12 protein-coding genes, 1 tRNA gene and 1 pseudogene are annotated in these 18,533 nt (G+C 59.4%); 4 read left to right on the top strand and 10 right to left on the bottom strand.

All coding sequences use genetic code 11. The features are described 5' to 3' along the window. The first annotated feature begins 147 nt into the window (after nucleotides 1-147). Both NXS98_RS13900 and NXS98_RS13905 read left to right on the top strand, forming a co-directional pair. Nucleotides 148-2,718, top strand: a complete 2,571-nt coding sequence (locus tag NXS98_RS13900; RefSeq protein ID WP_283845619.1) for a GH116 family glycosyl hydrolase — start codon at nucleotides 148-150, stop codon at nucleotides 2,716-2,718. A 134-nt stretch (nucleotides 2,719-2,852) separates the two neighbouring features. Beyond that, nucleotides 2,853-4,220, top strand: coding sequence for a PQQ-binding-like beta-propeller repeat protein (locus tag NXS98_RS13905; RefSeq protein ID WP_283845620.1), 1,368 nt, complete (start codon nucleotides 2,853-2,855; stop codon nucleotides 4,218-4,220). A gap of 84 nt (nucleotides 4,221-4,304) precedes the next feature. Here NXS98_RS13905 and NXS98_RS13910 read toward each other — a convergent pair whose 3' ends face one another. Both NXS98_RS13910 and NXS98_RS17985 read right to left on the bottom strand, forming a co-directional pair. Beyond that, nucleotides 4,305-5,948 carry a hypothetical protein gene (locus NXS98_RS13910; protein ID WP_283845621.1) on the bottom strand — a complete coding sequence of 548 codons (1,644 nt, stop codon included), beginning with the start codon at nucleotides 5,946-5,948 and terminating at the stop codon, nucleotides 4,305-4,307. A 43-nt stretch (nucleotides 5,949-5,991) separates the two neighbouring features. Beyond that, nucleotides 5,992-6,171: pseudogene (locus tag NXS98_RS17985) on the bottom strand (transposase); the annotation flags it as partial. Nucleotides 6,172-6,587: 416 nt separating this feature from the next. On the opposite strand from NXS98_RS17985, the gene NXS98_RS13915 reads away from it, so the two are divergent. Further along, nucleotides 6,588-7,739 (top strand): DNA adenine methylase, encoded by a 1,152-nt coding sequence (locus NXS98_RS13915; protein WP_283845622.1) that lies wholly within the window; start codon nucleotides 6,588-6,590, stop codon nucleotides 7,737-7,739. Between the two features lie 6 nt (nucleotides 7,740-7,745). After that, nucleotides 7,746-8,462 carry an EcoRI family type II restriction endonuclease gene (locus NXS98_RS13920; RefSeq protein ID WP_283845623.1) on the top strand — a complete coding sequence of 239 codons (717 nt, stop codon included), beginning with the start codon at nucleotides 7,746-7,748 and terminating at the stop codon, nucleotides 8,460-8,462. A gap of 261 nt (nucleotides 8,463-8,723) precedes the next feature. On the opposite strand, the gene NXS98_RS13925 is transcribed toward NXS98_RS13920, so the two are convergent. The 8 genes from NXS98_RS13925 to NXS98_RS13960 form a co-directional block, all read right to left on the bottom strand. Further along, nucleotides 8,724-9,989: a sialate O-acetylesterase gene (locus tag NXS98_RS13925; RefSeq protein ID WP_283845624.1), complete on the bottom strand. Its 1,266-nt coding sequence runs from the start codon at nucleotides 9,987-9,989 to the stop codon at nucleotides 8,724-8,726. Nucleotides 9,990-10,102: 113 nt separating this feature from the next. Continuing rightward, on the bottom strand, nucleotides 10,103-11,890 hold the full coding sequence (locus tag NXS98_RS13930; protein ID WP_283845625.1) for an alpha-L-fucosidase: 1,788 nt from the start codon (nucleotides 11,888-11,890) through the stop codon (nucleotides 10,103-10,105). A gap of 194 nt (nucleotides 11,891-12,084) precedes the next feature. Then, nucleotides 12,085-12,867, bottom strand: coding sequence for an alpha/beta hydrolase (locus NXS98_RS13935; RefSeq protein ID WP_283845626.1), 783 nt, complete (start codon nucleotides 12,865-12,867; stop codon nucleotides 12,085-12,087). Between the two features lie 221 nt (nucleotides 12,868-13,088). Further along, nucleotides 13,089-13,163 (bottom strand) — tRNA-Cys (locus NXS98_RS13940). 127 nt (nucleotides 13,164-13,290) lie between these two features. Continuing rightward, on the bottom strand, nucleotides 13,291-13,464 hold the full coding sequence (locus NXS98_RS13945) for a hypothetical protein (protein ID WP_283845628.1): 174 nt from the start codon (nucleotides 13,462-13,464) through the stop codon (nucleotides 13,291-13,293). A 192-nt stretch (nucleotides 13,465-13,656) separates the two neighbouring features. Next, a complete protein-coding gene (locus NXS98_RS13950; RefSeq protein ID WP_283845630.1) occupies nucleotides 13,657-15,801 on the bottom strand; it encodes a hypothetical protein in 2,145 nt (714 codons plus the stop codon). Nucleotides 15,802-16,050: 249 nt separating this feature from the next. After that, nucleotides 16,051-17,163 (bottom strand): DNA polymerase III subunit beta, encoded by a 1,113-nt coding sequence (gene dnaN / locus NXS98_RS13955; protein WP_283845631.1) that lies wholly within the window; start codon nucleotides 17,161-17,163, stop codon nucleotides 16,051-16,053. A gap of 205 nt (nucleotides 17,164-17,368) precedes the next feature. Continuing rightward, the gene (locus NXS98_RS13960) at nucleotides 17,369-18,505 is read right to left on the bottom strand and encodes a cysteine desulfurase family protein (RefSeq protein WP_283845632.1); all 1,137 of its coding nucleotides are present in this window, start codon (nucleotides 18,503-18,505) and stop codon (nucleotides 17,369-17,371) included. Between the last annotated feature and the right edge of the window lie 28 nt (nucleotides 18,506-18,533).

Consider the following 18,533-nt stretch of genomic DNA (forward strand, 5'->3'; position numbering starts at 1 on the left):
CAACGGGAGGAATCCCACCGCGTCCCAACTGGCCTCATTGCAGGCAAGGATGCTCCCCCGCCCTTCCACCCAGGCGCGGGGACGGCACTTTTTTTCTGTCCGCCTACACCGGTTTTTGTTAGTTAACGCGCCAGAAAGCCACAACCCATGAAAACACGCATTGTTTCCAAGCCGTCCGCCTCCGGCAACCCACTCAAGCGCCGTCAATTCCTCGCGCTCACCGCCGCCTCGGCCGCCGTAAGCGCCACTGGAGCCCTGACACCGCTGGCCGAGGCCGCGCCTGCCACCAAAACCCCCGCCAGCACCAGCGGGGGCTGGCGTTTCAATGCCGTCTATACTGGCGAGCACCTCAGCCGCATCGCCTTCCCCATGGGCGGCATGGGCGCAGGCATGATTTGCCTCGAGGGCCTGGGCGCGTTTTCGCATGTCTCACTGCGCCATCGTCCGGAGGTTTTTCATCAGCCCTGCCTCTTTGCCGCCGTCTCCGTCAAAGGCCAGCCGGGCACGGCCAAAGTGCTGGAAGGACCGGTGCAGCCCTGGAAAATTTTTGGCGCGGGCAACACCGGCAACGGCGCGCCGGGCGCCACCTACGGCCTGCCGCGCTTTCGCGCCGCCGCCTTTGCCGTGCGCTTCCCCTTCGCCACCGTCACCTTGAACGACCCCAACATGCCCCTGCGCGTGGAGTTGACCGGCTGGAGTCCCTTCATCCCCGGCGATGCCGACAGCTCCAGCCTGCCCGTGGCGGGGCTGGAATATCGTTTCACCAACCCCACCAAAAAACCGCTGGAGGCCGTATTTTCGTTCAACGCAAAAAACTTCATGGTCGTGGGCAGCAATGCGCAGGCCATTAAACCCATTCGCGGCGGCTTTATGTTGTGGGGCGGCGCGCCCGCCGACCGGCCCTGGGAGGAAGGCGCGTTCTGCGCCGTGGTGGATGAGCCTGACGTCAAAGTCAACCATGCCTGGTTCCGCGGCGGCTGGTGGGACCCCCTCACCATGGCCTGGAAAGACATTGCCGCCGCGGCCGCCTATGACCGCCCGCCTGTCACCGAGGGCGGCCCCAGCCCCGGCGCCACCCTCTTCGTGCCCTTCACCGTCGCCCCGGGCGCCTCGCGCACCATCATCGTCAAGCTGGCCTGGTACGTGGGCCACACCAACCAGCGCATTGGCCGCGACCCCGCCAACACGCCCGCGCCCAAGGAATACTACCGGCCCTGGTACGCCGGCCGCTTCAAAGGCGTCGAGGAAGTCGCCGAGTTCTGGCGCACCCGCTATGACGAATTGCGCCGCGGCTCCGCGGCGTTTGCCGAATGCTTTTACAGCAGCACCCTGCCGCCGGAAGTCCTCGAAGCCGTGGCGGCCAATTTGACCATCCTCAAATCCCCTACCGTCCTCCGCCAGGCCGACGGCCGGCTCTGGGGCTGGGAAGGTTGCTCCGACGGCAGCGGCTGCTGCCACGGCACCTGCACCCACGTCTGGAATTACGCGCAGGCCATTCCCCACCTCTTCCCGGACCTTGAGCGCACCCTGCGCGACACTGAGTTCAACTTCTCGCAGGACAAACGCGGGCACCAAACCTTCCGCAGCGCCCTGCCCATCCGCCCCATTGAACCCGACTTCCACGCCGCCGCCGACGGCCAGTTGGGCGGCATCATGAAGGTGTTTCGCGAGTGGCGGTTGAGCGGCGACACCGAATGGCTGCGCCGCCTCTGGCCCAAGGTGCGCCAAAGCCTGGATTACTGCATCGCCACCTGGGACCCCGGCGAAAAAGGCGTGCTCGAGGAGCCGCACCACAACACCTACGACATCGAGTTCTGGGGCCCCAATGGCATGTGCACCAGTTTCTACCTCGGCGCCCTCAAAGCCGCCGTCCTCATGGGCCAGGCCCTGGGCGACAATGTCGCGCGCTACGCCCAGCTCCTGGAAAAAGGCATCTACAAAACCGAGTCGGAACTCTTTGACGGCGAGTATTTCATCCAGAAAATCGAATGGAAAAACTTGCGCGCCGGCAACCCCGTCGAAAACAAAAGCATGGTGGGCAGTTACTCGCCCGAAGCCCTGCAACTGCTGGAAAAGGAAGGTCCCAAATACCAATACGGCAAGGGCTGCCTCTCCGACGGCGTGCTCGGCGACTGGCTGGCGCAGGTCTGCGGCGTGGGTCCCGTGCTCGACACCCAAAAAGTCACCAGCCACCTGCGGGCGGTCCATCGCTACAATCTCAAGCATGACCTGACCGATTACCCGAATCCCCAGCGCCCCAGTTACGCCTGCGGCGCCGAAGGCGGCCTCCTGTTGTGCACCTGGCCCAAGGGCGGCGAACTCTCGCTGCCGTTTGTCTATAGCAACGAGGTCTGGACCGGCATCGAATACCAAGTAGCCTCCCACCTCATGCTCATGGGGCGCGTGGAAGAAGGGCTGGAGATTGTGCGCGTCTGCCGCCGCCGCTATGACGGGCGCATTCGCAATCCCTTCAACGAATACGAATGCGGCCACTGGTACGCCCGGGCCATGTCCTCCTATGCCCTCCTGCAAGGCCTCACCGGCGCGCGTTATGACGCCGTGACCAAAACCCTGCACCTCGCCCCCAAAATCAAAGGCGACTGGCGCGCCTTTTTCAGCGCCCATGGCAGCTTTGGCACGGTGGGCATGAAGCGCGGCAAACCTTTCTACGAGCCGGTGCGCGGGCAGTTGGACATCCAACGCTTCGAGGTCCACTAATCACGCCAGCCACCCCAAAAGGCCGCCGGCCACGGTTTTCTGTAACCTGCCGCCGCGGCCGCGCGTCTTCACGGTTGCCACGATGCCGCCGCCAGCCGGCGGCATCGGCGGTTGAATTAACCATAAACATGACCATGATGCGACGTTATACCACACTCTTGAGCGTCCTGAGCCTGGCCCTGTCATCCGTCACCCTCCTGGCCGAGGATTGGCCCCAATGGCAGGGTCCGCTCCGCAACAAGATTTCCAAGGAAACCGGCCTCCTCAAAGAGTGGCCCAAGGAAGGTCCGCCGCTCGCCTGGAAGGCCACCAACCTGGGCGGTGGCGACAGCGCCCCCGCCGTGGCCGCCGGCCGCATCTACGGCATGGCCAACCGCGGCGAAGACGAAGTTGTGTGGGCCTTGTCGGAAAGTGACGGCAAAGAAATCTGGGTGGCCAAGCTCGGCCCAGCCTACAACCAGCGCATGACCCAAAGCCGCGAAGGCCCCGCCTGCACCCCCACCGTGGACGGCGACCGCCTTTACGTCGTCGGCCTCGCCGGCGAGGTCGCCTGCCTGCAAACCCGCGACGGCAAAATCCTCTGGCAACGCAACCTCACCCGCGATTTTGGCGGCCGCATCCCCCCTTGGAGCTACCGCGAATCCCCGCTGGTGGACGGCAACAAGGTCATCGTCACCCCCGGCGCCCAAGACGCCATGCTGGTGGCCCTCAATAAATTGACCGGGGAAACCCTCTGGAAAACCACCATGCCCACCAACGCCACGCCCCCGCCTGCCGAAGGCGCCGCCCCCGGCGGCGGTGGTGGCCGTGGCGGCGGCCGCGGCGGATTCGGCGGCATGGGCGGCGGCGGCGCCGCCTATTCCTCTGCCATCGCCATTGACGTGGAGGGCCAGCGCCAATATGTCCAGTTCACCGCGCGCGGCGTCATCGGCGTCGCCGCCAATGACGGCCGCTTCCTCTGGCGCTACGACAAACCCGCCAACGGCATGGGCATCAACTGCTCCACCCCCATTTACCAGGACGGCCTGATTTTCGCCGCCTCGGCCTACGGCGCGGGCGGTGGCGCTGTGAAACTCGCCAAAGACGCCAGCGGCAACTGGACCGCCGAAGAAGTTTATTTCACCCGCCGGATGCAAAATCACCACGGCGGCATGGTGGTGCTCGACGGCTGCCTCTACGGCGCCAACGGCGGCAACGAAGGCGGTTACCTGGCCTGCATTAATTTCAAAAACGGCGAAGTCCTCTGGGACGCCCGCGACCTGCCCGAGCGCCCCGCTCCCAAAGGCTCGGTGGCTTACGCCGACGGCCGCATCTACTACCGCACCGAGCGCGGCACCATCCTGCTCATCGAGCCGAATGCCAAGGAATACCGCGAGCGCGGCCGCTTTGAGCAGCCCGACCGCACCCGCCTGCCCGCCTGGGCCCACCCCGTCATCGCCAACGGCAAACTCTACATCCGCGACCAGGACACCCTCTACTGCTACGACATCAAAGCAAAGTAAGCCTGCGCTGAACCCGGCAGCAGGAGTGCGCGGTGCCAGGCAGCCTGCCGTGGATGGCAGGCTGCTCCGCCCTCGAAACAGGCGTTATTCTTTTTCCTGCCGCGTGACGATGGGGACGTAACCCACCTCAAGGCCCTTGGGCGGGGTGACCAACAAGGCCGGGTCAAGCGCGGCCAGCCGGCCCACTCCGGGCGGCGGCAGATACTCGCGGTCTTTGGTCCACGCGCGATGCAGTTTTTCCACGCGCTGCTGGACCACCTCCCGCTCGGCGGCGGTCAAATCCGCGTTCAACATCGCGGGCTGGTCGGCAAAGCGATACCAGTAATACGTCACCACGCTGCCATCCCCCAGCCGCGCCTTGAACGGCCCAGCCACCGGCCCGGGCTTTTTCCAGCAGCTCTGCGGCTCCTCAGGGGTCACATAAGGTTCAGGCCGCCGCCCAGCAGGCCGCTCAAAGCGTACCTGAGCCAGACCGGTTTCCGCCGGCACTTCCTTGGCCGCCACCGGGACCCATTCCGCCTTGTTGTTGGCGTTGGTCACCAGACGATAGTATTCCGGCAGCATGACCAGCGGGCCGGCAGGAGTGTCCACCGGTGTCACCCAATCGCGGTTCCAACGATACCCAAAGGTGTGCGCGTCCGTGGCCTGCGGATGGGCGAATCTCCCCCAGGCCACCGGCCGGCGCTCCTCTTTGGTGGCGGTGTCGGAGTAAATGCTCCACGTGGCCCCACCGCGCCCGGGGAACACGTGAACCACGGCGCCTTCCTCGCGAATCCGGCCGCTGGCCACCGGCCCGCCCTCGAACCAGGCCTGCACGGCATCCCACAAGGCGGCGCGGTTGTAGGACATGATGCGATGCACCACCACGGAGTCCCCGCCGGCCGCGCGCGGAAAGCGCGTGGGCGCGATGCGGGCGTACGTGTGGCCCTGGGCATCAGTGGCCTGTGCGCTGGGCACGTGCTGCGTCTCCATTTGCAGGGCGCGGTTGGGATTCGAGGGCCGGCTGTCCAGGAGCAGGCCCGCCATCCGGGAATCCTCCACCGCCGCGCGCGACCAGAAAAACGGCGTGAAAAAGGCCACCGGCCCTTTGAAATTGGCGGTGTTGAGAAACAGAGTCCAACATTGGTTGCCGGTGGGGATGGGTTTGCCCGCAGTGGTGGACTTCGGATTGGTCAAGGGTAGCGGCAGGTAACCGTAGCCAAAAAGCTCGCCGCACGTGCCTTGCTTCAAATTCAAACCGTCCGGCGGCCACAACACCCACGGACTGAGCTGCGCCACGCCATATTTGCCCAGGGGTTTGTCCCAGTCCCTTCCCTTGCCGGCGCCGGGCCCGTTGGCCCACTCGCTGAAATTCGGCGCCACGCCGCCCATGATGAACTTGGGCGTTTCGGTGGCAAAGCGCGTATCGCGCCACCAGCCCAACCCGCCCTCGATGTCCGAGTAAAGTTTGAACGGCGGGGGCGTCTCGTGCTGCGCGAACATCCACGTGCCAAACAGGCCGGTTTGAAAACGCGACCCCGGATACGTCTCCAGCAACGGCCACGCCGCCACGTACATGGAAAAACCGGCGTTGAAAGTCTCGGGCACCTTCTCGTTGGGCACGAGCAGGTAGCCCGCCATTTCGCCCCGTTGCACGCGGTTGGAGACACCAGCGGCAGGCCGCGCCGGACAAGAAAAAACGACCACCAGCCCCAAAGCAAGCCACACACACGACGAGGGTTTTAACATGCGAGCATCCTAGCCGACGTCGGCGGGGCGTCCACGGATTTTTTTACCCCGGCGTCTCACTCGGCCCGGCTGCCCTGCGGCGGCGGTTGGGCAGGGCGTCGCCTGTGTATTGGGGACGCCAGCCCTTGAGGGTGGGATAGCTGAAGCCGATCTCGGCGGCGACCTGGGTGCCGGGCTTGCCACTGCGGAGCCAATGCTCCGTGGCCTGCCGCTTGAAGGCGTCGTCGTAGCGTTTGGCTTAGGGGTGGGGTCTGGCCGCCGCCGGGGCGGTTTCCTGTGTTTCGTCGGGTTTGCCTTTTTTCATGTGAACGGAGTTTCTACCTCACCAGCCCCCGGCTGTCCATCAAACCGGGGCAAGCCCAGCGACCCCTTTTCGGCCAGTTTTGCACTCTTCTGCCCCGACCACCTGCTTTACTAGACCGCATTCTCCCCCCAAATTTACCACCCACCCTTCGTTAATGATTGAGGGTTCCCAGAGCCCTTAGGTTTCCTTCTTGATAAGATTCACGCTGGGTATTATTCTTAGATTTAAGCAAGTCAGAAAACATGGTTGACTTGAATAAATGACATTTGTTTGCTTATTTGCAATTGCTAGAAGTTCCGGCAAAAGAAAAACGAGAACAATAATTTAATACAGAAATGCAAATCCAAGAGGCACTGAAATTAGGTATTTGGGCGCAAGACACCGCTATAGCGGAGAATCCCGATTACCTTACGCGGCAGCTAATTACGTATATTGGCAACAAGCGGGCCTTGCTTGGAGAAATTTCTAATGCAGTTGTGCGAATTAAGAGGCGACTAGGTAAGCAAAAACTTGCTTGCTTCGACGTTTTCAGCGGATCTGGTGTCGTTTCGCGCTATCTAAAAGCGCATTCGTCTCGCCTTATCTCTAATGACTTGGAAGATTACGCACGCGTAATCGGTCGATGCTTTCTTGCAAATCGAAGCAGTGTGGACATGTTCTTGTTAGAAGACATCGTGAAGGATCTTAATGCTAGGGTCTTAGATGCACCATTTCCCAAAGGATTTATTGAAGAGATGTACGCCCCCCGTGATGAGTTAAATATTACGAAAGAGGACCGTGTGTTCTACACCCAAAACAATGCTCGGCGGTTAGACAACTACCGAAGGCTAATTAATGAGATACCAGAATATTTACATGATTTCCTTTTAGCTCCACTTTTAAGTGAAGCCTCTATACACGCAAACACCGCTGGAGTCTTCAAAGGATTCTACAAAAATCGTATCACTAGGGTAGGTCAATTTGGGGGAAGTGGTCGAGACGCTCTTCGGCGCATCATGGGTGAGATCATTCTGGAGACTCCGGTCTTGAGTAATTTCGAGTGTGAAGTTGAAGTGCTGCAAGAAGATGCAAATAAAGCAGTGAGGAGTATTCGTGGGCTTGATTTAGCGTATTTGGACCCTCCATACAACCAGCATCCATATGGCTCCAATTATTTCATGCTTAATCTGATTGTTCATTACAAAAGACCTGTACATGTCAGCAAAGTATCAGGGATACCGATTAACTGGCGAAGGTCCCGCTACAACGTCAAAGAAGAGGCGCCAAAGGTTTTTACAGATCTTGTCGAACATTTAGATGCCGCCTTCCTGTTAGTATCATTTAACGATGAAGGGTTTATCAGTCCCACAGAGATGTTCAAGATTCTTGGGGCTTTTGGAAAAGTCGAGACTATTCATATTAGATACAACGCCTTCCGCGGAAGTCGAAGCTTTGCGAATCGTTCTCTTCATACAACAGAGCATTTGTATATAGTAGAAAGGAGATAACTGCCTATGTCTCGCAAACATCAACTTCGGACAGATCGGGAAACTAAGTCCCCAATTATCAATGTTACTTCTAAACAACAAGAAACCGCTCTTTATATAGCACTGAGCAAAGTTGTCAACCAACTAAATACTAAATTTGGCGATAAAATATCGCTGAAACATCAAAGCCAGTGGTATCTCAAAGATATTGTAACCGAACTTAAATCTAGCTTTCCTAAAGTGGAGTTTCACGACCGTTTCAAAAACAGTTCTATTCGCCCAGACGGCGGCATCCTCTACCTAGAAGGAAAGCCTGACGATAAATTTATCTATCCAATTCTTATCGCTGAAGTAAAGAACCAAGGCACCAACGACCAGCGGCTGAAAGAAGGAAAGCCCGAACAAGCAAAAGGAAATGCGATCGAACGTTTGGGGAAGAACCTTATTGGCTTGCGTACGGCGCTATTGCGAGAGTGCATCTTCCCTTTCGTATGTTTCGGATATGGTTGTGATTTTGCACAAGGTTCGTCAATTTTAGACCGCGTTAGAACAATGGCCATGTTCGGGGTGCTTAATCAGACCAGGTTATACGATGAGGAAAATGGTAAGTTTAAGAGGGGAAGCTTCTATTTTAGAGAAGAAGAGTGGCAAGTTGACGAAATGGCTAAAATTATGTATAAGATTGCCGAGTGTTCAGTGTACTACTACTTCTCCAAGTATTCGGAATCACATTTTATAAAATAGTCAATAGTGCGGCTGTCCACGCTTGACGGTATAACTTTCGTCCTGGCCGCCCGCCGTCCCAAGTTACTTCGCAGGCGGCCGCCGCGCCGCCTGCACCACCGTGGTGTCCACTAGGCCGCAGGTGCTCAAATGCAATCCTCGCTCTTCCGATGGTTGGTTAAAGAGTTACAACAACTTTTCGTGCAGGCGCACCGCCTGCAGTTTCCGGCGGCGTCCTAGTCGCCGTAGCATCCATCCTGATGCGCTGCTTGAGCCCACGGGTCACTCACCGCTACTGCCCTGCGGCGGCGGTTGGGCGGGGGCCGCGCTCCGCATTTGCAGGAGGGACTCCGCAAACGCCCGGCCCATCAGGGCAAAGGTCTTGGCGCAGCCGAGGTAGTGATAGCCAGCATTGGAAGCGCCGCGTTTCCACAGCGCCGCCTCGGCGGGGCTGATGAGCTCGGACTCGTATTTCTTCATGAACTCCCGCTTCTGCTCCTCGGTCATGCTGCCGTCCGCATTGGCGTAGTCCTTGTGTTTCGAGTCCAGGAAATAACGCATCTGCCGCACCTTCTCGTGCTTCTTGTCAATCGCCCCCAGCTCCTCGCTCCAAAAGGGCGCCGTTTCCACCGCCACCACATTGCCCTGAAACTCCGGCAGCCGCGCCGGCGCCGCCATGGCCAGGCGAAATTCCCGCATGGTCGCGCTGGCCTGCTTGCCGTCCACCCCCATCACACCAATCACAAACGGCAGCTTGGGCGCGCCGAGGTCTTTGCGCACATCGCGAATGAAATGCGCCAGCACCTCGCTGTAAGCCGCGTAACCGCCGGGCTTGTTGCGCTCGGGATAAACGTCCCCGTCCACCATGTCATTCCAGCCCTGCAGCCACACAAAACCGGCCAGCTCGTAACCTTGCGCCGCATCGTAGTCCGGCACCACGCGCCCGGGGTTGGCGAGCACCTTTTTGACATGCTCCATCATCAGCCGGTAATACACGCCGGTCTCGGACGCCTTTTTCGCTTTCTCCGCGGCAAGGTCCCGGCCGCGCCGGGCCAGATTGGCAAGCTGCGTCTCATTGAATACATACGGCCCCGCGCTGGGCGGGCGAAAATCGGTATGCAAACTCTTGCCGCCCCAGGCGGTCTTGATGAGCAGCACCGGCTGGTCCAGCGCCGCGTCCAGCGTCAACCCAAAGGTGAATTCCGGCCCAATTTTGCGGCCGGGTTTGCCGGTGTTACGGCCGTCCAGCGAGCCAAAGCCGGCCGTCAGCCTGCCGGTCAGCTCAAAGTTCTGGCCGCCTCCGCCGGTGAGATAAGAAATCCAAACGCGCTCGCAGACGCGCGGCGTGCCGTCGGCGTTCCGCATTTGCCTCAACAACGGCGCCGTGGCCGGGTCATCGCCGATATAATCAAACGTCTCTATGCGGGCGTGTCCCTCCATGTTCGACTGGCCCGCGAGAATGAAGACCAGCAGCGGTTTCTTTGCCGCCGCCAGCGCCGGCCCACTCCAGAGCGCGGCCAGGAGCACCAAACAGGTTATGGGTTTCATGGTCAAGTTTCAGCCAGCCAACCGCCACGGGCCATAAGCGGGCGCGTCCTAAAGCTGGAAAACCAGGGGTTGATTCATTCGGCAAGGCGCCGTTTTTCCCTGCCGTTTCCCACTCATGGCACGGGCGTCAGTTTGACCGACCGCAAATTCATCAGACCTTCGCCCTGCCGCTTGAGCGGCTGCACGGTGAAGGTCACCGCCCCGGCGCTTTCCAGTTTCAACTGGCCAATCTTGGCCGTGACAAAATCACTCCAGTCTTTGGTGGGCGCCACGCTGACTTCCAATTTCTGATTGCCCGCCAGCAACGCATACTGGCCGCCGCAATTTGGCGCGCAGGCGTAATGCACCTCCACCGCAAACGTGCCGGGCCGCGTGATTTTGGCCGTCCACTCCACGCGGTCTTTGACATTGCTCCAGAAGCCAATGTTGGGCACGCCGCCCGCCTTGGTCTCCAGCCGCGCCGTGCGCCCGATAATCTCCGCGTCCTCGGCCTTGAGCGTCAGCGTGCCGTCCGCCGCCTGCGTGATTGCCGGAGCCAGGGCGGTGACCTCCGGCTGGCCCGCGATTTCCAGCACCACCACCGTGGCATTCGCATCCGGCGCCGCCTGAGGCACGTTCACCACCAGCCCGCCCGTCTCCGCCGGGCCGGGGGTGACGGTCAACGTCGTGTTGCGCTCCGCCAGCAAATATGCGCGGTTGACGCGGTTGGCCAGCGGCACCACCAGCCGGCCATCCTTGGGCCAGTCAAACACGTGCAGATATAATTTGCCCGGCTTCTGCGTGCAGCGGCCCCAGGGCAGTTTTTTGAACGGGCTGGCCGTCGTCCCATAAATCGCCTCCTGATTCACCTTCATCCACGCCCCCATTTCCGCCAGCCGCTGAATGCTCGGCTCCGGAAACGTCCCCTCCGCCGTCGGGCCAATGTTCAGCAGGTAGTTACCCCCCTTGCTGGCGCAGTCAATCAAGTTGCGGATGAGCGTGCGCGTGGATTTCCAGTTCTGGTCATGTTTGTTGTAGCCCCAATGATTGTTCATCGTCATGCACGACTCCCAATCCACCCCCGGCCCAAACCCGGTGGGCGGGATTTCCTGCTCCGGCGTCCCATAATCGCCCACGCCCTGCCCCTGGTCCATGCCGCTCATCCCCGCCCGCCCCTTGCCCACGCGGTTGTTGACGATGATTTGCGGCTGCAGGCTGCGCACATAATTGCACAAATCCACCCCGCGCTCATGCGTCCACGGGCTTTCCCACTCCCCGTCAAACCACAAAATCCCAATCCGCCCATAGCGCGTCAGCAGCTCCTTGAGCTGCCCTTTCATGTACGCCACATACCGGTCCATGTCCGGCGTGCCGGTGGCCAGGTCGTGATACTTCCGGCGCGTCCCCCAGTCCGGGTGATGCCAGTCCATGATGGAATAATAAAAACAGAGAACAATCCCCGCCTCCTGGCATGCCGCCGCCAGCTCCTGCAACGGGTCCCGCGGAAACGGCGTGCGCTTGATGCACCAGTCCGTCAGCTCGCTCCGGAACAGCCCGAAACCATCATGATGCTTGCTGGTGATGACGATGTACCGCATCCCCGCCTCCTTGGCCATCCGCACCCATTCCCGCGCGTTGAACTTCACCGGGTTGAACTGCTGCGCAAACTTCTCATACTGCGACACCGGCATCTTCGTCTCTTCCAGAAACCACTCGCCATAGTGCGTTTTGCCCTCCCACTCCCCGGCCGGCACCGCATAAACGCCCCAATGAATGAACATGCCGAACCGCGCCTCCCGGAACCATGCCATGCGCGCGTCGCGCTCGGCGGGAGTTTCTTTGCGATAATCCTTGACCGGCGTCTGCGCACCCAGCCCGCCCGCCAACCCCAAAACCAGCAGGAAAATAATACGGTGGCTCATGCCGCCATCCTATGCCTCCCCAGCCGGAAGAGCAAGGCGCAGATGCTGGAATTCTTCGCCGGCAACCCTTCCATGCCGCCCCAGCCCGGCGGGGAACGCTCCGATAATCCAGTCAATTGCACCCTTATAGGAAAAGCGGGGTAAATCTTGACCACCGGGGGGTCACCATCTACCCAGTCTTTTCCAGGCTTGTTTCAGGGGCTTTTGCTCCACACCGGCCGGGGCAGCGTGAAATGCTCCGCCGCATATTGCAGCGCCCGCAATTGCAGCTCCAGCTTCCGGGGCGCAAAATCGTGCCCCACTCCCCCCACGATTTCATACTCATGCGAGATTTTCAGCTTCACCATGCTCGCGTGCAGTTTCTCGCTCCATTCCAGCAGCCCATCCTCGCTGCCGATGATGATTTTAATGGCCAGTTTGTCCCGAATGTTGTCCGCATTGCTCACCACCAGTGCCGCCGGACTGTCCTTGGTGAACAACGCCTTGTCCCCGTTGAACAACGCCGGGATGAGCGTCGGATTCCGCTGCATGTGCGCCTCCGCATCCAGCAACGCCGGGCAAAAAGCCACCACCGAACTGAACAATTCCGGATACTTGAAGGCGAACTTCAAACTGCCCATCCCGCCCATGGACTCCCCCTGAATCGCCCGCCCGCCCCGATTCCCCATCGTGCGATACGTGGCGTCCACGTGCGGAATCAACTCCCGGATGATGGTGGTTTCCATCATCACCGTGCCATCCAGCGAATCATAATAACGCGTGTAGCGCCCCCCATTGACGACGATGAAAATGTGGGGCGGCAGTGTGTCCTGCCGGATGCACGAGTCCAGTTGGCCCCACAGGCCCGGCGCCAGCGAGGGACTTTCCGGGTCTTCGTTGCATCCGCCTCCCGGCAACCAATAGACGACAGGATAACGGTTGGTGGTGGTGGCATAGCCCGGTGGAAGGTAAATGCTGTAGCCGACTTCCGTTTTCATGGCGGCGCTGTAATAGGTGCGGTGGGCCACCAGGGGATGCGGCTTGGCGGGGGTTGGACCATTGGCCCACCTCCAACAACTCGAAGGCGGTGCGGCGCGGAGTTTGAGCCATCCCGGACCACAGAAACATCGCCAGCAAGCAGGTGGACCAAGTCAGGAGGTCACGGCGCATTTTCGGAAAAGTTCGCGTGTGAGGAGAAGCAAGCCATGTTGGGTTTTCCTGGAGGCGAGGGTCGGAATCGAACCGACGAATGGAGCTTTTGCAGAGCTCTGCCTTACCACTTGGCTACCCCGCCATCCCATGCGCCCGGAACGGGCGCATCGTACAAATCAAGTTTATGCATCAGCGCAGGCGGCGCAAGCTCGTTTTCCGAGATTTCCAGGTTGCGGGCGCCTCTCCCCTCCCCGGCCCGGGCACGCCCTTCATGGGCTGATCATGCGGTAGATGCGGGCTTGGTTGGTAGCGGTGGAATCGCAGAGGGTGGCGGGGCCGTTGTAGGTGAAATTGGTCAGGGTAGTCCAGACCGCATCGCGCTCCAAGCCGCGGTATTGCAGCCGGTAGCCGGCGCCGGGGTGCCCTCGGCAAAGGTCAGGCAAAAGCCGTTGCCGGGAGAGTAGGCCAGGCTGCCCTGGGCAAAGCGTACGCCGGCGGGCAGAGAGGTGGCGGGCGTGGCGGAAAGGATCATCTGGCCCATGGAGGTGTTGGCGCTGAAGGCCAGGCCGCCGGTGCTCAGACCCCGGTGACGGGGCTGAGGGAGGTTACCGATGCACCGCTCAATATGGCGTTGTTCAGGAACAAGGGTTCCATGCCGCCAGCGGTATAATGAAACAGACCCACTTGAGAGCCGTTGGCCGCCGTGACGAACAGCCCGGTTGGCTCGATAAACACCGAGCCCAAGGTTGGCCGGCCAACAATGCCGGGAAAGGCGGTGTTTTCATCCACCACGACTTGCGGGGCAAGCTCGCCGGCGGCCACTTTGAAGACGTAGGTCTTGCCAAAACCAACACCCGAGACCAGGGCGCTGAAGTAGAGCTCCCGCCTGCAAAGCCCAGGCTGTAAAAGCTGTTGTAAAAGCGGTTGGTCCGATCACTGAGCGCCAGGCCGTTGGTGGTCGCCACCGTCAGGACATGGTTGGAGAAGAGCATCACGGCTGTTTGCTGGTAGTTGGTTCCGGCCTGTCCGATCAACGCCAGAAGATCGCCCTGGCGGGCAAAAGAGACAATGCCCAGGGAGTCGGTGGTGCCGGGAAAAGTGCGCGTGGAGTCCACCAAGGTGGAGAGAGTGCCGTTGTTGAATTCAAAGACGCCGGAATAATTGTTGGAGCCGGTGCCGTGGAACGTCAGCCCGGAGCCGGTGAATTGGGCGCGGGAAAAACTGCTGAACGTGCCGAAAGCCCCGCCGGGGATGGCCGTGTTGTTGTCGGCCACCTTGGTGAGCGTGGTGCCGTCGTAGATGAGCAGCCCCCAATCTCCACCCGCGCTGACAGCGTAAATGGCCACCCGTGCAGGGTCCACCGCGTGAATTTGCAGGCTGGCCACGGTGCTGGTGGTGCCCGGGAAAACGGTGGTCTGGTTCAAAATGACAGAAATATTACCATCAAGGTAATGATAAAGGCCGAACTGCCCGCCAGCGCCCTGGCCTGTGAACAACACCCCGCCGCGCCACGGGATGGCCGAGCCGAGGGCAAGAAAATTGCCCGTGCCTCCGGGGATGGGCGTGCTGGTGCCGGCCAGATTCGTCGCGGCGATTAACGTGCTCGGCGGCGGTATTTTGGCGGCCAGGTAGAGCGCCTTGGTGTTGTTGGAAAAACGCACGACCAGCGCCGCCACCCCCTGGTGAACGCAGTTCTGATTGAAAGTAAAAGGTGCGCTGGAGAAAATGGTGGACGGGCCATCCAAGACCATGCCCCCGGAAAGCAGCCGGGTGTAGCGGTTGCTCTCCCATAAAAACAGGCTTTGGCCGCCAGCACCGCCGGCTTGGAACCAGACACGGCCGTTGTCCACCGCCATCTCCCCAAATGATGTGAGCGCCGTGTTAAAACCGGGATGGGCCGCCCCCTGCCTCACTACGGGGATGATGGCGCCCCCTTCAAAAGGACGCAGGAAAATGCCTTCCTGAAAATAATTGTCGGAACCACCCTTAAAAGCCACCCACCCACCTTGCATGTCCGGGGGACTTTGAAAGGTGGCAAAGTTCACGCTGGTGCCGGGTATGGTGTCATTGGAGGAAACGAGGAAGTTTTTGGCGCCATTGACCCATGTAAAAATGGCGTTTTGACTGTCGGCGGAAGACCAGAAGGCCAGGCGGTTGCTCTCCACCGCTAGCTGGGCGCTGAAATAGTGAGGCAGGGTGGCGCCGGGATAGACTTGCAGGGAGCTGACCAGCCCTGTGCTCACCGTCCCATCATAACGATGCACCCCCCGGTAACTCTCACCCTCACCACCCATGAAGTAAAGCACACCACGGTCAAAGGTCGGCTGGCCAAAGAAATTAAAACGGTTGGAAGCAGTGCCGGGAATGGAATCGCCGTTTTTGACCAGGCGCGTCAACTGCTGGTTGGTCCAAAAGAAAATGGCCGGGCCGTTGGCATCCGAGGCAACAAACGCCACTGCGCCATTTTCCAGCGCATAAGCATAAAAAGAAATGTCCCGCAAATTGCCGCCACCGGGAGAAGGCGTGTTGGTGTCGGCCACCTTAACGAGGGTGCTGCCATTATATAGGTATAGCCCACCCATTCCTGCATTGTTGGTGGCATAAAACAACACTTGGCCATTGTGCACATAGGGCTGGCCGATTTCCCGAAAGGTGGTGCCGGGAGCGCCGGGTACGGGGGTGTTGTAATCGGCAACCTTGGTTAAAGTGACTTGCGCGGTGGTGTTGGCCGATAAGATGCAAACGCCTGCAAGGACGGTATAAATAAAATTAACTCTCATAAGTAGAAATCCTTATCGGTTGAAAACCAATGCCAAACGAGAATATTGGTGTCAAGCTTTTTTAGTGATGCTTTATCCTAATTCCCAATTTGCTGGTGCAAGAAAACAGCACTGAACGGCCGGAGCGCATGAAAAGCAAACATCCGCCGCACAAAATCCCATCAGGAATTACACCTGGTTATCCCACCAGGCGTGCGGCTGGGAAGCAAACACAGGATTCGCGGCAGCCTCATGTCATGGCCCGCCGGCTCAGGACAGGCGCATGGGCATGACGACGTAGAGGAAGGGGCCTTTGATGCGAATGACACCTGGGGCCAGTTCGTCCACCAGGTCAAAGAAGATTTCATCCTCCCCTTCCAGCGCTTCGAGCGGCGAGATGAGGTAGCGCGGATTAAACGCAATCGAAAGCTGCGGGCCGCTATAATTGATGCCCATGCGCTCTTCGCCTTCGCCCACTTCCGGGCTGTTGGCGGTGATGACCAGGGAATTTTCTGAAAAGTTCAAGCGCACCGAAGTCTGCTTATCGCTGGTCATAATCTCCGAGCGCCGCAGTGCGTGCATGAATTCCTCACGCGGCAGTTGCACGCGGATTTTGGTCTCAGACGGGATGACCTGCCGGTAATTGGGATACGTGCCGTCCACCAGCTTGGTGAAAAGAGAGGTCGGGGACTGCCCTTCACCGCGCAAAATGAACCCCGCGTAATTCTCAGAACTGGCAATTTCCACCTGCCCGTCAGGGCCAAGGAGATGCGAAAGCTCATTGACAGCTTTGGTGGGCACAGTGAATTCCGCCTGCAATCCCTCAGGCAGGTCGGTTTCCTCTTCGGCCAGGGCCAGGCGGCGTCCATCGGTGGCCACCATGGTCAGCTTGTGATCGCGCAGGCTGATGTTGATGCCGTTCAGCACATAGCGGGCCTCATCATTGGAAGCAGCATAGGAGGTGCGTTTGAGCATCTTCAGCACCTTTTGCTGGTCCACCACCACTTTGCGCTCTTCCTTGAATTTGGGCAGCGGGGGAAATTCCTCAGGCGAAAGCCCGTGGATTTTGTAGAAGGACGGACCCACCCGCAGGTTGCAGCGGCATTGGTCATCCACATCAAATTCAATCTCCCCTCCCCCCAGCTCACGGACCAAACTGAAAAGCCTCCGGGCAGGCAAGGTGACCTGACCCTTGCGAATGACATCAGCAGGCACGGTGCGGGTGATGGTCACGTCCAAATCCGTGGCGGTCAAATCCAAACGCCCAGCCTCCGCATGGACCAACACATTCGACAGAATGGGCAACGTGCTGCGATGCCCCACAACCCCTTGTAGTGCGGCAAGACCATTAAACAGGCTGTCTTTGGTTATTTTGAATTTCATGCGGCTTAATATGCTGATGTCTTAGTAAAACCAAAAGACTATTATTAAGGGCTGTGGATAAGGCAAACAACCCCCACTGTCAAGCTTCTATCAGGCATTTGCGAGTGCTGCCGGTTGTGGAAAACAGCCAGGCTCCCCAAGCGCAACCGGGAAAAGTGATGGTTGTTCACATGGTTTTTCCGTTATCAGGATACCTTTTGGGGGTTTATTCAGAAGTTGTCCACTTGGCGGCGAGGCGGGAAAACACTTGTTTGAAATGTTCAATGTCCTCTGGCGTGTTTTCACGGCCCAGCGAGATTCTAATGAGAGAATTGGCTTCTTCGCGTGAGCGGCCCATCCCTAAAAGAACGTGCGAAGGCTGCAGCGCACCTGACATGCAAGCAGCCCCGGCGCTGGCCTGGATGCCTTCGAGATCCAAATTGGCCAATATTTCCAAGCTGGTGGCTCCTTTAACGGTAAATGCCACCGTGTTTGGAAGTGAGTTGGGTGGTTTAATAACATTGACCCCTTTCATCCCATTCAGGAAACTGCGTATTTCCTGCGCCAAAGACCTGATGGATTCTGCGTCGAAGACAGGCGGGCGGCAGAAACGTTCAAAGGCATCCACCAGACCGGCGATTTGAGCCAGATTTTCCGTGCCTGCTCTGAGCTCGTTTTCCTGTGGGCCGCCCAGCATCAGCGGTTGCGGCTTGAAGGGAGAGCGTACAAAAAGGAAACCCGCACCCTTAGGACCGTGGAGCTTGTGGGCACAGCCGGCCACAAGGTCTGCCTCGAAATCATGAATTGTGCCGAAAGGAAGCTTGCCTAACCATTGCACAGCATCCGTGTGGAAGCATATGCCGAGCTTGCGACACAGAGAACCCACCGCTTTGACGGGTTGCACGGCGCCAGTTTCGTTGTTGGCCGCCATGAGCGAAATCAGCACCGTATCCTTTCTTATGGCAGACTCAATGGAATGAGGACTGACACTTCCATCCGATTCAGCCGGGACATAGGTGACTTCAAAACCTTCATGCTTCTCCAAATAATGGAAGCACTCGAGCACGGCGTGGTGCTCAATCCTGGAAGTGATTAAATGGCGGCCTTTGTGCTTGAGCGCTCGGGCCGCCCCCAGGATTGCCAGGTTGTTGGCCTCGGTGCCACCGGACGTGAAAATGATTTCCGACGGTTTGCATTGCAGGAGTGCTGCCAGCCGCTCGTGGGCCTCGTCCAGATGGGCGCGGGCCTGGCGGCCACGCGCATGGATGCTGGACGGGTTACCGAAAATCTCATTCAAAAACGGCGCCATCGCCTCTCGCACCCTGGCATCAAGAGGCGTCGCCGCATTGTAATCCAGATACACTGACCGTCCGTTTCCCATGCGCTGCGTC

It is taken from the genome of Fontisphaera persica (genome assembly GCF_024832785.1).
Lineage (GTDB): Bacteria > Verrucomicrobiota > Verrucomicrobiia > Limisphaerales > Fontisphaeraceae > Fontisphaera > Fontisphaera persica.

Bases quoted from the DNA above. Each gene is read 5' to 3' on its own strand.
- NXS98_RS13900 (WP_283845619.1), top strand. From the start codon at position 148: ATGAAAACACGCATTGTTTCCAAGCCGTCCGCCTCCGGCAACCCACTC.
- NXS98_RS13905 (WP_283845620.1), top strand. From the start codon at position 2,853: ATGATGCGACGTTATACCACACTCTTGAGCGTCCTGAGCCTGGCCCTG.
- NXS98_RS13910 (WP_283845621.1), bottom strand. From the start codon at position 5,948: ATGTTAAAACCCTCGTCGTGTGTGTGGCTTGCTTTGGGGCTGGTGGTC.
- NXS98_RS13915 (WP_283845622.1), top strand. From the start codon at position 6,588: ATGCAAATCCAAGAGGCACTGAAATTAGGTATTTGGGCGCAAGACACC.
- NXS98_RS13920 (WP_283845623.1), top strand. From the start codon at position 7,746: ATGTCTCGCAAACATCAACTTCGGACAGATCGGGAAACTAAGTCCCCA.
- NXS98_RS13925 (WP_283845624.1), bottom strand. From the start codon at position 9,989: ATGAAACCCATAACCTGTTTGGTGCTCCTGGCCGCGCTCTGGAGTGGG.
- NXS98_RS13930 (WP_283845625.1), bottom strand. From the start codon at position 11,890: ATGAGCCACCGTATTATTTTCCTGCTGGTTTTGGGGTTGGCGGGCGGG.
- NXS98_RS13935 (WP_283845626.1), bottom strand. From the start codon at position 12,867: ATGAAAACGGAAGTCGGCTACAGCATTTACCTTCCACCGGGCTATGCC.
- NXS98_RS13950 (WP_283845630.1), bottom strand. From the start codon at position 15,801: ATGAGAGTTAATTTTATTTATACCGTCCTTGCAGGCGTTTGCATCTTA.
- dnaN (WP_283845631.1), bottom strand. From the start codon at position 17,163: ATGAAATTCAAAATAACCAAAGACAGCCTGTTTAATGGTCTTGCCGCA.